Origin of the sequence: Marinobacter shengliensis, assembly GCF_003007715.1 — a bacterium.
GTDB classification, from domain to species: Bacteria; Pseudomonadota; Gammaproteobacteria; order Pseudomonadales; family Oleiphilaceae; genus Marinobacter; species Marinobacter shengliensis.
In genome coordinates this window covers 1-14,131 of record NZ_PXNO01000024.1, presented here as the reverse complement: position 1 = coordinate 14,131, position 14,131 = coordinate 1, and the positions used below count along the sequence as shown (strand labels likewise).

At 52.8% G+C, this 14,131-nt stretch carries 13 protein-coding genes; 2 read left to right on the top strand and 11 right to left on the bottom strand.

Annotated features, from left to right (window positions below):
• Positions 1–166: 166 nt before the first annotated feature.
• Positions 167–1,270 (bottom strand): AI-2E family transporter, encoded by a 1,104-nt coding sequence (locus tag C7H10_RS12680; RefSeq protein ID WP_106695197.1) that lies wholly within the window; start codon positions 1,268–1,270, stop codon positions 167–169.
• A 215-nt stretch (positions 1,271–1,485) separates the two neighbouring features.
• Here C7H10_RS12680 and C7H10_RS12675 point away from each other — a divergent pair, with 215 nt between their 5' ends.
• Together C7H10_RS12675 and C7H10_RS12670 are read left to right on the top strand one after the other, a co-directional pair.
• Entirely contained in the window at positions 1,486–1,851 is a 366-nt protein-coding gene (locus tag C7H10_RS12675; protein WP_061333315.1) for a thiol-disulfide oxidoreductase DCC family protein, read from the top strand.
• Between the two features lie 90 nt (positions 1,852–1,941).
• Positions 1,942–3,267, top strand: a complete 1,326-nt coding sequence (locus tag C7H10_RS12670; protein WP_106695196.1) for a S8 family peptidase — start codon at positions 1,942–1,944, stop codon at positions 3,265–3,267.
• A gap of 88 nt (positions 3,268–3,355) precedes the next feature.
• On the opposite strand, the gene C7H10_RS12665 is transcribed toward C7H10_RS12670, so the two are convergent.
• The 10 genes from C7H10_RS12665 to C7H10_RS12620 all read right to left on the bottom strand — a co-directional run.
• A complete protein-coding gene (locus C7H10_RS12665; RefSeq protein WP_106695195.1) occupies positions 3,356–3,967 on the bottom strand; it encodes a DUF3592 domain-containing protein in 612 nt (203 codons plus the stop codon).
• 26 nt (positions 3,968–3,993) lie between these two features.
• Positions 3,994–4,692, bottom strand: a complete 699-nt coding sequence (locus C7H10_RS12660) for a DUF3592 domain-containing protein (RefSeq protein ID WP_106695194.1) — start codon at positions 4,690–4,692, stop codon at positions 3,994–3,996.
• 91 nt (positions 4,693–4,783) lie between these two features.
• On the bottom strand, positions 4,784–5,344 hold the full coding sequence (locus C7H10_RS12655; protein WP_106695193.1) for a LemA family protein: 561 nt from the start codon (positions 5,342–5,344) through the stop codon (positions 4,784–4,786).
• A 14-nt stretch (positions 5,345–5,358) separates the two neighbouring features.
• A complete protein-coding gene (locus C7H10_RS12650; RefSeq protein ID WP_106695192.1) occupies positions 5,359–6,438 on the bottom strand; it encodes a hypothetical protein in 1,080 nt (359 codons plus the stop codon).
• A 50-nt stretch (positions 6,439–6,488) separates the two neighbouring features.
• Positions 6,489–6,809 (bottom strand): TM2 domain-containing protein, encoded by a 321-nt coding sequence (locus tag C7H10_RS12645; protein ID WP_106695191.1) that lies wholly within the window; start codon positions 6,807–6,809, stop codon positions 6,489–6,491.
• Positions 6,810–6,841: 32 nt separating this feature from the next.
• On the bottom strand, positions 6,842–7,834 hold the full coding sequence (locus C7H10_RS12640) for a formylglycine-generating enzyme family protein (protein ID WP_106695190.1): 993 nt from the start codon (positions 7,832–7,834) through the stop codon (positions 6,842–6,844).
• Between the two features lie 36 nt (positions 7,835–7,870).
• Positions 7,871–8,887, bottom strand: a complete 1,017-nt coding sequence (locus C7H10_RS12635; protein ID WP_106695189.1) for a DUF6708 domain-containing protein — start codon at positions 8,885–8,887, stop codon at positions 7,871–7,873.
• Positions 8,884–11,541: a toxin VasX gene (locus C7H10_RS12630; protein WP_167392906.1), complete on the bottom strand. Its 2,658-nt coding sequence runs from the start codon at positions 11,539–11,541 to the stop codon at positions 8,884–8,886. Before C7H10_RS12630 ends, C7H10_RS12635 begins: the two co-directional genes overlap by 4 nt.
• The gene (locus C7H10_RS12625) at positions 11,538–12,164 is read right to left on the bottom strand and encodes a DUF4123 domain-containing protein (RefSeq protein ID WP_106695187.1); all 627 of its coding nucleotides are present in this window, start codon (positions 12,162–12,164) and stop codon (positions 11,538–11,540) included. Before C7H10_RS12625 ends, C7H10_RS12630 begins: the two co-directional genes overlap by 4 nt.
• A partial coding sequence (locus C7H10_RS12620; protein ID WP_106695186.1) for a type VI secretion system Vgr family protein occupies positions 12,161–14,131 on the bottom strand: 1,971 nt, incomplete at its 5' end. The genes C7H10_RS12620 and C7H10_RS12625, both read right to left, overlap by 4 nt.

Genomic DNA, 14,131 nt, shown 5'->3' with positions numbered 1-14,131 from the left:
TTATTGCCCATCCGTTGGGTTTGGGGGCGGGCTGGGAGGTGGGGCGTGTTTTTCTTCTGGAAAAAATAACTCGCTTCGCTCAGACATCTTTTTTCCTGCCAGAAAAACACGCCCCACCTCCCGCCGGCATAACTTTGTGGGAAAAGCCATCAACTGAATGGGCTGGTTATCGGGCTATGACTTTGTACACCGGGCGTAGCCGGGGTATTTGTTTGAGGACGACCTGAATGACCGTCATCAGCGGCACCGCCAGCAGAACGCCCACCGGGCCCCAGAGCCAGCCCCAGAAGAAGATGGATACGAAGATGATGACCGGGTTGATGGCCATGCGAAAGCCGTGAATCCAGGGTTCCAGGAAGAAACCAACAATGGTGGTCAGCAGGATAAAACTCAGCGGCGCGATGGCCATCATCCAAAGGGTATCCAGGGTAATGGCGGAAACCACCGCCAGCAGTGCAATCGTGAGCATATTGCCGAGATAGGGTATAAACCGGGCGAGGCCAGCGATCAGCCCCCACATCGCCGGGTCTGGCAAACCGATGGCCCAACAGATGAGTCCGGTAAGTACGCCAACGGATAGGTTACTCAACCCCAGCACAGCGAGATACTGGGCAATCTGTTGCTGGGAATCGTGGGTGATTCTCAGAACCGTCTTGCGCTGCGGTCTTGGTAATTGTTTGACGAAGTTAAAGATCAACCTGTCACCGCTCACCAGCAGGAAATAGGTTAACGCCAGTGCCAACGCCAGGCCTGCCACTCCGTTGCGGGCTTTGGACATCAGCTGGCTCCGCCAGGATTCCGTTTGCAAGACGACCGTTGTGGGCTTCGACTGGTCGTTCTCGGACAGTTCATCCACGGACTTTTCAACCTGCTCCGCTGACTGGCTTACCTTATCGAGCTGGCGCATGATTTCACTGTCACCCACCAACAGCCTGGATATGCCCTCAGGTGCTTTCTGGGCCCACTCAAGGGCCGGGGTTGCAACGGCAGCACCAATACCCACGATACCTGCAAGCACAACCAACACCAGTACCAGCGAGCTCACCACCTTTGGCAACCGCCAATTCAGGTAGGCTTTCTTCACCAACGGTGAGAGCAGCAAACTGGTCAGCACCGCCAGAACAATAGGCAGGATAATTTGGTGAGCAAGATAGAGTGTGTACAGGATGCCCAGGATAAACAGACCATAGATGGGCGTAGAGAGCTCAGCCAGCACACTCTTCCCGGACGGGTTTTCGGGAGAGCGGTTATCTGTTGGGGAATCATCCATGCTGTTTCAATACCTTCAGATCAGGATGGCGCCGTTTCATCGACAACGCCGGTTAGGCCCGCAGAAGCGGGTTGCAGGTAGCTTGCTAGTGTAGCGTTCCAACATCTTGCTTGCATTATCAAACAATTACCATTCGCCCGAGCACAAAACTGAACCGGGGGCATTGCCGACAGCGTATACAAAGGCACGAAGCCTGAGTTGAACCGGAGAACCAGATGCCACCACGTTACGACACCCTTTTCTACGACGGACGCTGCCCACTGTGCGCCAAGGAAATCCGTACGCTCAGAAAGTTACAACGTGGCGACCTGATTTTTGCCGATATCCACGAGCAGAATGCGCACAACGCACAGTTGCCAACACGTGAAGAACTTCTTAAACGATTGCACCTGATGACCTGGAGTGGTGAATGGGTTATCGGCTTGCCGGCCAATGTTCGTGCCTGGTCTCACACGCCGTTTGGCTGGTTGCTCAAGCCTCTGTTGTGGCCTGTTTTATATCCGCTCGCAAAACGGGTTTATGAAACCTGGGCAGATCGTCGGTTCGAAAAGAAGTATGCGTGTTCGGTTGGCCCATCGTGACCAGTATTTAATGCATTATGCATTGAACTTGAAATATTAACGCATGCATTATGCTCTACGATAAAAACAAAAGTCACCAAAGGAGCTACCATGCGTTTTTCTCTGAACTCCGGTCCCTGCGCACTTGCCGCCGCGATCGTTCTCTCTACCACACCGCTGCACGCCCAGGCCAGTCTTCTCTCAGGGCTGCTCGGGACATCTTCAACAACGGAATCCACCAGCACAACAGCCAGCACAGAAAACACCATTGCCCAACGCTACATAGTGACTGTCGACCCAACCCTGCCCTCGCTTCTTGGCGTTGGTGGTGATCTGTCTGCCGGTATCCAGGCGCTATTAACAGCCGTTGGCGGCGGGAACATTCTGTTTCTATATGAGAACGTGATGACCGGTGCAACGGTGCAGCTCACCCAAAGCCAGGCCGACCTGCTGCCCGCCCTGCCCGGAGTACTCGCAGTGGAGCCGGACACCTGGATGACAACGTCCTCCACGCAAACCCAACAGGATGCCACCTGGGGACTGGACCGGATTGACCAGACCACCCTGCCCCTGGACACCCAGTTTACCTACCCCACCGTTGCCGGGCAGGGTGTCAACGTTTATGTTCTGGATACCGGCATCCGAACCACCCATGCCGACTTTCAGGGCCGGGCCAGCGGCGTGAACTTCCACGATGACAGCGGCCTGGGCGGCGTGCCGCTGATTGGCGGAATCATCGATCTGTTGTTGGGCGGGCTGATTTCCTTCGGCGACGAGGACACCATCTCAACCTACTCTGCCGAAGACTGTAACGGCCACGGTACCCATGTTGCCTCTACCGCAACCGGTTCACTGTTCGGTGTCGCCAAGGAAAGCCAGGTGATCGGCCTGCGCGTGCTTGGCTGCAGCGGTTCCGGCGCCACCAGTGCCATTATCGAAGCGCTGGACTGGATGGTAGAGAACGCCGAGAAGCCGGCGGTTGCCAACATGTCCCTGGGCGGTGGCAATTCAGCAGCACTGGACAACGCTGTTCGTGAAGTCGTCGCCTCCGGCATTCCGGTGGTGGTCGCTGCGGGTAACAGCAACGCCGATGCCTGCAGCGGTTCGCCCAACCGTGTAGCAGAAGCCGTGACCGTAGGTTCTACCGACAACCAGGACCGTCGCAGCAGTTTCTCCAATCACGGTTCCTGCGTGGACATCATGGCGCCAGGCACCGACATCACCGCCGCATGGCACACCGGCGACACCGCCTTTAACACCATCAGCGGCACCTCTATGGCCTCTCCCCACGTGGCAGGAGCCGCCGCGTTGCTGCTCAGCCTGAACCCAGGGCTGACACCGGAACAGGTTGCCCAGACGCTCCGCAACCAGGCAAGCCAGAACCAGCTGACCAACCTGAACGGGTCACCGAATTTGCTGGTGAATGTGAACCCTTGAGGTAGAAAGCCCGCCAGGTCCTTTGGCTGGCGGGCGTTACTGCAGTTTAGAGCGATGAGCAGGGTTCACCGGGATAGCGACAGTACACCTACGCCAACTGGCTGATCTCTGCCCCTTCCGGAATCAGAGACGGCGTCTGTGGCTCCCGGCCCTTAAGCATATTCGCGAGGCGCCGCTCACGAACCGTATGAACGGAAGGGTCAAGCCTCAGCACTTTCAGTGGCATCGGATCCCCTTCCTTGAGCTTGTCGAATAGCTCAGCCTTATTCAGATAAAAAGCGCCACTGCAATTTTCACCGTTAAACTGAAAATCAAACTCAACCAACAGGTTGCATTGGTAGTGTCCCTCGCCCAATGGCCGGTTGTGTTTGTCATACTCCTGATGAAACTGGCAGTCCGCCTCTTTTCTGGTTAGAACGCCATCTACCTCCACACCGTGTTTACGCAACAGGGCCTGTTCGTAGTAATAGCCGATGCTTGAGTACGTGGCGACAAATGAGAAAACGAACAAGGCCAAACCGATCAGCGCGAAAAAGGCTCCGAAGATCATGGCGCCCCATTCGCCAAAGCCAGAGTAGAAAACGCCTCCTCCTACAATACCGAAACAAAGCCCCATGCCCAGTAAAGTGAAAAAATCACCGAGATTATCTTTGACTGCTGACCGCAGAAGCGTCCAGTCGGTGGTGCCTTTTCTACGCATTTTCCTCTCCGTCGGGACCGAAAAAACTAACCGGCTAACTTGGGCAGAAATGACGTGTTCACCCAGTAACGTTTGAGGTTGGATTCATCAACCAGAACCGGCACGGTCTCCTGATTAATGTGGTCGCTGGGATCAAACCACAGGTTGTCGCTTCGAAACACATGCAGCTCCCCGGTTTGCGGGTGTTGCCACTGGCAGACAATGCGAAAAGGATTCCGGCCGTTGACCGTGAGGCTGGTGTTCTGCTCAACCGACGCAAACTTTGCGAGCACTTCGGTGCCATGCTGTTCCAGGTAGGCTTTTGATCGCCCCTTCAGAACACCAAACAGCACCATCCCGCCACCGACCAACGTAAACACCAGGCCGAGCCCACCAACGATCAACGACATCCCCCACAGCGAAAAGAAGCTGTTGATCTGCGCGTTCTCCGGCGCTGAGGGTTCATACAACACAGAAACCCGCTCACCGCGCCTGAAGGAGGGAGGGTTTGAGCCGGCGCGGGACTGAAACACGATCTCTTGGCCACTGGCATCCTGAAATGCCACGACCGGATAGTAGCTGGTGGAATCGCTGGAACGGGAGAGCACCAGTTCGGTCACTATTCCGCTGGTTTCGGTCGCCCGGTCGATGAAAGCGGAGGTGCTGTTGTAGCTGGCAAGGGCGCCAAACAGCATGGCTACGCCGATGACAGTGAAGGTGTACTTGAGGATTTTCAGAGTTTTCATTTTTTCGTTCCTTGAACTTATTTGCTTCCGTGTTTCGAACTGGGTTTAATCAACCTTTACCGCAGCGCTACGAACGAGACACTTTAATTCGTCATAGATTTGGCCGGTATTCAAAAGAACTCGAGGCTGAGGAATCGGAAAACACGCGTACGGCAGGTTCCTTATTGGCAATTGAATTTACCAGATTGTTTGGAAAGTTCTGAATGTACCGGTTGAATACCTCTACATTACTATTGAACAACCGGAGCGCTGCACCGATCTGCTCCTGCTGTTCAGTGATCTCTTGCATCATATTCCTCACCAGACCGTCCGCTTTAAGATCCGGGTAGGCCTCAACAGTCACTTTGATCGATTCCATGATTTCATGGGTGAGAGTCTCAGCTTGGTTAAGGCCCTCGGCATCTGGTTCCCCCGCAAGTCCATGAAGTCGCTCTCTTAATTGAGTAATTTGTGTCAGCAGCCCTTTCTCAAACTCCGAATAATTGTTCACCGCTTTCTCAAGCGCTGGCAGTATTTTCATCTTCTGGCGCTCATGAACCAGCACGTTTGCCCAGGCACGTTGAACGGCATTTTTTCGATTAACAATGCCGTTATAAACGGACACTCCGACAAACAATGAGACTCCGAGAAACAGCAACATCAAAAATTCCATTTACCCACTCCTTATCAGGCATACACGGAAGACGATCTTTCGTCGTCCGCCGCAAAATTTGAATCGTGATACTTTACAAGTTCGTGAGCAAGCTTCAGCAACGCATCCAGATCCCGCATCGGCCTTTCTGTCTGGAGAAGCGTTTTCAAAGCCTCGGGATTCCTCGCCGGATTAACACGCTCATGACGATAGTCCGGCAACTCAACCTCCGTAGCTCTTGGATTTGAAGTAGACAAGCAAAGGAGGTTGTCACTGCTCACTTCCACAACTAACCCCGGAACAGACCAGGAGGCCCGAAAAATCGCTTCTACCGTGGCGGGATTCAGAAAGCGAGCCAACTCAGCTTCACTATAACCGTTACACAAGAATGCTTTCCGAAAATCATAGGACGCAGGCTCGTATTCCTGGGGGTACACCTTGCTGGGACCTGAAGATGAAACCCGAAGTCCAGAGGCGTATGGAAATTCAACCAGTATGCCACTGCACCTTTTGATGCTATCGCTTTTATTCAATCTGGTATCGGGTACAACCCGAAAAGGAAAGAATTCGACTCGATATGAAAATGACTTCTGCTTTGAAAGCCTGAGGTTGTTGCCCCGGCTATCAGAATACTCGAACTGATAGGTGGTGTACGAAAACCCAACATCTCTGCCCTGATAGCGGCCTTTGTGCGTGTGCGAAAGATGCCGGCTATCCAGACCTTGATCAAACTCTTCCAGCTGCCGGGCTCTGGCCCACACCAATTCAGATTCAACCGGCACTAGCCCATAACTGAGCAGGGAAAAACGCTCGATCACCAAATCGCATGCAGCAATACCTTTGGCATGAAGGCGCACGCCATCCAACACCACACCAATAGCCAAACCCACAAGACAATAAAATAGCAACGGAGTGACAAAGAACGCTGCGCTGAGGTACGCCAATACGGCCGCGCCGCCCGCGAGCACGATCCTCTGCCGAACGCTATCACGCAGCGTAATATTGTTATCGGCAAGATAGTTGCCCAACTGCTCAAGCTCGGCTGTGGTTCGAGCTTTTACAACAGTTTCATTTACTGTTTCTAAGGTGCCGATAAACTTTTTACGCGCGAGCACGTGTATAACCACCCTTGATGACTATCCCCGGGGAGTGAGCGGTACACAGCTCAGCTTGAAAACCAGTCACGCTGCAAACGACCATCCTTCAATCGGTACATTGAAAGCCCCAACCGAAGATCCTGCCCTCGAGCGTCTTTCACAAAACCAGAGTCTTTCCCTAATGAATGCAGAAAGGCATCCATCAGCAATAACGCACCATCAATGAACCACCAGATACCAAGACCACCAAGCGTAAGGCCTTTGGCGATACCGGACTTCCACTTTCCCAAGTAAAAGCGATCAATTCCGAATATCCCCAGAAACATGGCCAGAATCATTGTGATCAGGCGATTCTTTTGGGTGGGTGGATTCAGCTTTGTAGTGTTCATGGTTTCTTCCTTGAAAACACTGTACCGGGCAACTAATTGATAGGTTTGGCATGATTGACGACGCAGCGGAATCCTTGGTCCGGTGAATTAACATCCTCACCATGCCTCGCATAGACGGTTGCCAAGCCACCAGTATGATCACCATGGCCGGCCAGGTCCCTCACTACCCTTCGATTAGGATGCTCGCTGTGCGGTCGCGATGCCACCGGGTTAGTCGAATCAAGATGAGCGTAACCGGGGTGGAACCAATCTCTCGTCCATTCAGCAACATTCCCAGTCATATCATACAAACCGAGCGGACTCGGTGGATAAGATCCAACCGGTCGGCGTTCTACCTGATTAGATGAATGTATCAGCGCGTTCCCTGAAACAGGCTGCATAGGATCAATATATTGAGATGGACGCTGAAGATATTTATCTACTTCCACCTGGCCCGTATCTGTGGCGAATGCGATCGGTTGGCCGCGGTTGCGGGCAGCGTATTCCCATTGGGCCTCAGTCGGTAAGGAATAAGGCAAACCGCTCTTTTCAGCTAACCATAAACAATATCCCTCTGCTTCGTGAAAGTTAGGACTCCGAGCCGGTTTGTCTTTGAAGTTTGGTGATAACGGATCATTGTTTGATGATATTGGTAACCGCACAGCTCGCTTGAAGCCCTTTTCGACTGTATAGCCGACCGCTCGCCGCACATCCCCCAGAAACGTAACGAACTGCCCCCAGGTAACCTCTGCCTTGAGGATTGAAAAGCTCTCAACCTCCACCAGTTTTGGCGACTTGTTGTCATAGGAGATCAGGTTAAACAGCACTCCCGATTCGCTTCCAACACCTCCCAGCCAAAACTCGCCGCCTTCGACAAAAATCAGATTGCTTTTGGCACTGTGGAGCACCGCTTCAATCTCAGCTTCTGAGGGCGCCTCCGGTGATGAACAACCGGAGACTAATGCAAGGCTAAGCATCGTACTGACAAGTCTTATTCCCAAAGTTTTTGCTTCCCAGTCATCAAGCTTTCCTTCTGGTCCAAGCATGCCAACTCAGAGATATCCATTTTGTTGACAAAAGAGCTATCTTGGCAGGGTTTTACGCATCCGCTCATGAAGCTCCTCCAGCTCCTTCTGCTTTTGCGCCATGTAGTCTTCTTCGATATCGATCAGTCGGGATGTTGGGCCGTTAGGATCCAGGCGTTCCTGTACCACGTCTGGCCAGTGCTTTCGGCTTCTCATCCTATCGATTTTCTGGACACATTCCATCCCGAAGGCAAATGGGAAGAGAAGATAAGAATCTAACCAGTATAAGAAGGCGCTTCCAGAAATGCCGTTTCCTTCTTTACGCTCTTCGCCAATAAATTTTCTCCCCTGAAGCAACTGATCAAGAAATGAAACTCTGCCAGACTTCAAACCTTTTTCTATAAAGGTATTCCGGGATTCTGTTTTCCTGCCTGCTTCATCAAACCAGGGGCCGACCGTCATAAAGCATCGTAAATACTCCCAAATGCCAATCAAGGCAGGCAAACGTTTGCCTGCCGGCACACCTGACAGATTCAATACGATCCGTTCGTCCGGTGCGCCAAATTTTTGGAGCATGATTTCCAAATTACCGTGAACTATCGATCCCGAATACTGATTTATAATCTTGTATTCGTAGGCAACCGCCTCAATACCATCCCAATTAGCATGATAAAGGTCCCCTTTCATTTCATAGTAAACTTCCTGAGTCCGCCGGTTAAAAATAATTGGCATAGATGGGGGTCGACTTAACTCCCAAATAGTGGGCACTGCAATAAGTGCGATAGAAAGTAGCAACAAAAACCAATTCAAATCCGGCGATTGCCCAAAAATCCCGTGCAACAGGAAAGCTAGAATCCCGACACCGCCAATGAAGAAACCTACTCCAGTTAAAGTCCCCCTGCTATCTGCACTAGCAGTTCGTAAAGACAAAAACTCCTCATCTTGTGACTCTACGAGACCGGGCTGTGACGGAGCGTAGCTACTACTCGAGCTGCCACTCAGCAGCAAAGTATTTGAGGACGTCCCGAATTTACTAGCTACAGCGTCGAATAGCTTTTTCGCGTCTTCAATCACCAAATATCAACCTTTACTGGAGGCATTTCTAGACCAGGTTGTGGGCGATATATCAGTTCCCCCTGAAGCCCGAAGATCTGGTCATCATCTTCATAAACCTTTCTGTATGTTGCTGTGGCTGCGGCATTATGAATTCTTGTCCCTTTATGAAGGGTGAAATCAGCGCCAGTCCAAGTCACAGGTGTCCGATTTGGCTGAAGTATCTGCTCTCTTTCCTCCGCATCAAATACAGATCGCAATTGCTGCTCAATCCACGCCAAAGACCGATAACTAACACCGTTTCTCAACTCATCACCCGAAAAATAAATCATTTCAGGGTGCAAAGCACTTTGCCCCGGAAGTTCAAGAATCAACCAACAATCCTGCATATGGATTCCCGTACGCGGATTAAACCTCCGAACCCTCTCCAACCTGAGTTTGATGGGAAAAATAGCCGTGTACAATCGCTCCATCTCATCTCGATAGTTCCCGGCCCACCCAGCGGGCTTCACACCGAACCGAGTATTAGCAAGCCAGCGCTCGAGCGGAGTATTCTGTATGTAATGACGGGCGACCAATCCTCCAATTAAAGATGCAGTTAAACCTACCGACAACGCTGTATAGAAGCCACCCAGCCTTGACAACCCCCGGACCGAAGAAGCAACTTGTAAGCCTAGTACCGCAGCTCTCGCCTCACGATATGCCCTAAAGGCTCTGACGCTTAGTGCCAGTTGCCCTGATGACACTCCCATCAAGCCACCCTCAACTGCAGCCGTATCAAAATCCCCAGCGCGGTACGATTCGATTGCCTGCATGCCAAAAATAACTACATCGAAGGCTGCGGTAATAGCGGTGACAGATGCAGCAAACGAGCCTAATGCATGGCTATGCGCTTCTGGATTATCTAATAGTGACAACCCCCGCTTCCAATTAAGCTCTTCAATTCTGTGCTTAAGTGACAGGTAAGCCGCAGATAAGGCAGAAATGCTACCCAAGAATTTCACAGTATTTTCAGTGAGGTTTGTCGAACTGCCGAATAGAACTGAGGTAGCAGAAAACATGTTCATTCCGGTCAAAACTACCAGAATTGAACGCAATGGAGCCTTTTCCAAACCGTCAATTAACTTGTAAGGGTTACCCTGATAAAACTTCGTTGCGTTCGCCGCTGTTGCCCGAATAACAGGGACTTTACCCACGTCGGCATTCAGTTGGCGGTGAGGCAGGTTGCTGTTGGCACCTCCTTTCGCCGCCTCACTCAACCATTGATTTGACTGAACAGCACTTACGCTCTCCACCACCAATGACTGACCAGTTCGAGCTAACCCCGAAACCAGGAATCCGCTTCCTAAAAGTGATATTCGGTTTGGAAACCCTCTCAACTCTACCGCAGCGACCGGCGAAACAGCATTGAATAATAATTGTGTTGGAGGCGTCGGCGCTCTAGCGACAAGACCGGAAATCTTGGAATTAATCGCAGCAACAAGCGCTGTTGCCGTTTTCGAAAGATCTTCTATGGAGTCGTTCGCCATATCTCCGACTTCAACGAGCTTCTCGATTTCTCCGAGGGACAGGCGCTCTCTTACCCCAAGCAGCGCATTCCAGAACCACTGGGCACCCTCGCCCTGTATGTCGGCCAGACGACCAATCGCACCAGCGCCTTTGCTGAAGTAAGATGGGCCTAACAGAGCAAGACCAAATTTCTCTTGCAAAATGGTGTGGTGGTCTTCTCTGGTGAGATCAAGGCTCTCACAAGAACTTGCCAGTGTTTCAGGACCGTTTGCACATTCGAGCGTCTCCATCCACCGAATCCAGGAATCGAGCAACCCTCCAACAACTTCTTCAAAATGGGATTGAGACGAATCTGACTCACGCCAGGCCCTCTGCAATTTGGGCAGCTCAACGAGCTCAGGAAGCTTTGCCTCAAGCTGACTGTCCGTCTCGTATAGATCCCTGATTGTCTTGGCAAGGCTCCACTCCCCACCGAACCGAGCTCGCAAGCGCTCCTGATTGTCGTGGGCAAGCCGAACCAAAGCGGCCAGATCCTCTGTCACGCCCCAAGGGTCATCAACAATCCCTATTACCCGCTGATCAAACCTCCTCGTGGCACGTTCGATTCGAGGCCAATGCGGAATCGTTGGCGTTAACCCTGACCAATCGAATTCTTCGATATTAGCGACCTCCGGCAGGCTATAAAACGTCTGTTCATCAAGTCCCTGACAGTGCGGTGAGCTTCCCGGGATCATTCTTCTCATGAATTTCTCACGCTGATCCGATTCATTCACAATCATGTCAAAATGAGCATCAGACCACTGGTTTTCGCTCCAGGCAATATCGACCGGCTCTCCCGAGGGAAGCGCTAAAAAAACCGACGTTCTGGAATCGATAACCTCTCCGCCCCGGCTCGTTTCCTGAATATGGGAATTCGTCACCGAGTACTCGATCAAGCGATCATCATAGCTGCTCCACACATATAACCAGCCGTCTCTCAACAAGCGAGGAACCAATCCAAGCACTCGATCCTGCAGGCGCGTATACCGCTCAAAGTTAGGAAAAAGCTCTGGCAGGTCAGGTATCTCCAATCCAGCTAGCAAATCGCCTTCATAGTTCAAAGGACCAATGGCGTATCGTAGGGGCACAAAAGCTGTCATTAGTGGACAGGTTGCACAATAAGTCATAACACGTCCCTGTGTTTTAGATCGTTTGACGAATCCAGTGCAGATAATAGATCCGAGCCGAAATGGAAGTGAGGCACCACTTTTTGTGAGAAGAGCGCCCGCTCATCCGAAGCATTGCCCTTCGAGGCCCGTGTTGGTTGGTATCTTGTGATCAATGCTGTTTCAGATTGAAAAAAAATAGAGTCAACACCCGACCAGAATTGCGGAGGGAAATGACCGTCAGCCTCAGCCAATCTTGAAACTACCCTGGCATCACCGAGCCTCAACCAAGCCAACAACTCTCCGGGCATAATCACTTGCACTCGTGCCCTCAGAAAATCCAATAAACCAGTCTCATCATAAGAAGTGTGATACACCGCAGCTCTCCTCGTTATGGGATGATTGTTTTCCCATAACGCCTTAAGAACAGTGCTAGCTCTCAGATCCGCAATCATCGGCCCCAAAGCAGACACACCATCATATACACCATCCTTCAATACCATGAGAGGGCATACATCTAACCCCAATTCATACCAGCTTCGCAGCCCATGCTTAGAACATGCGCCGTCAAAAACCAAGAACATATGCTCGGCCGGTGGTAAGGGCTGAAGGCTTTCGCTAATCGTTGAGGTTTGAAGCATCATGAAAGCGCCTCCTTATCAGACCTTACAGAGCAGACCTCCGAGAAAACTTCTTCCTTTCTTGCGGCATTTCTAAAGCTCGCGGCCTGCTTCAGGTCTGCCTCAATCGGCCTAACCTCATCCACCCTTAACGACAGAGCCTCAATGTTTGGCCGAACTCCGGTATCAGATATTTGGGGCCCTGTTGAGCTAATCGAGCCATCAGGTGTTAATGCATTTGGCAACAACGGCCCCGTGACCCCAACCCCACTACCACTCCCAGGCCCACCCCCGGAGTTCATCCGCACCAGCGGCCCGGAAATGGTCACCCCACTCGGGTCAACCTTCACAAAGCTGCCGCCGGCCTTTAGCGTTACCTCAGCGCCGGCTTCAATCACAATTTTCATACCGGCCTTGTGATGGATTTCGGTGCCGGCTTCCACCAGCTGGTTTTTGCCCTGCTTGCTGTGGTGGCTGCCATTGACGGTGAGGCTGTAGTCGGCACCGATGCTTTCCCGGTGTTCGCCTTCGGTGGTGTGGTGGCTGTTGCCTTTGGTGTGGCTGAAGCGGTTGTTCTCCACCGTCAGGTGGCTGTCGTTCTTGATGACTTCGGTGCGGTTGTTCTCGGTCAGCAAGTCCAGGTCTTTCTGGGCGTGGACGTAGATCTGTTCCTGGTCCGCTTCGTCTTCAAAGCGTAGCTCGTTGCTGCCCTCACCCTTGTGGGTTTTGGTTTTCAGCGTGGTCCGGGTTTTGTGTTCCGGCAGCGCGTAGGGCGGTGTGTTGGTGGCGTGATAGGTTCGGCCAGTGATGATGGGCTGGTCCGGGTCGCCGTCCAGGAAGGAAACGATTACTTCATTGCCGATTCTCGGTAAAGCCATAAAGCCGTATTGGCCGCCGGCCCAGCCTTGGGCGACGCGTAGCCAGGCGCTGGAGTGTTCGTCGTTCTTTGAATAGCGGTCCCAGGGGAATCTCACTTTCACTCGCCCATACTGGTCACAGTGGATCTCTTCACCCTCGGGGCCGGTGACGATGGCCATCTGGGGGCCGTCCATCATCAGTTTGTGTTCGCACAGGGGCCGCCAGGTTTTATCGGCCGGAATGGCAGTGAAGTCGTTGTGGTAACTGGTGGGTTCGCTGCCACCCTCTTCTTCCATGGCCTGGGGCTGTTTGCCGGTGTGGGTGATGGCGGTCAGCAGCCATTCCCGGTTCAGGCTCTGACTGTCGTGTTCCTGCAGTTCCACTTTGGCGCCTGGGGTGAAGTCCGGGCGGTTGCTTTCGCCCTTGGCCAGGCTGGCGTCGTTTCTCAGGGCGTCCAGTCTGGCCTGGGTGAAGGGCTGGCCACTGGCGTCGGCCTTGTAGCGACCGGGGTAGTCGTAGTGTTGGTAGTCTTCTCGGTGGTTCACACCGCCCGCGCTGTGTTCGTGCATCAGGGCGTAGGCGGGGTTTTTGAAGGTGTAGTCCTTCATGGCCACGGAGGCGGCTTTGATGCGCTCTTCGTAGGCGAAGCTGAACACGCAGGCCTGTTTGCTGCTGCCGCCGGCCTGGGTGTTGCAGGGCACCGGGTCCAGTTTCGGGGCGTCGCCGTGGTGGTCGGCGATGATTAACGCCGGTTGTTCTTCGCCATCCACGCTGCCGTGCTGGTAACGGTAATGCCAGCCTTCTTCGGCGGCCAGTCGTTCAATGAACTGCAGGTCGCTTTCCCGGTGCTGGACGCAGTATTCCCGTTCTTCAGGGGGGCGTTTGAAGTCAAAGACCGTATCAATAATGCCCCGCTCTTCGAGCAAGGTACGCACGATGGCGTCGGTGGCCTGGGTCTGGAAGATGCGGCTGTTGTGCATCAGGCCCAGGCGCCAGACCGGGGGCTGGATGACCACTTCGTAGGCGGTGCGGCGGTGGCCGGTGTTGCCGCGGACGAATTCGTTGACCACGCCGGTAAAGCGCCGCACCGGTTGGCCGTCTTGCCACACCACCAGGTCCACCGGTTGTTCCAG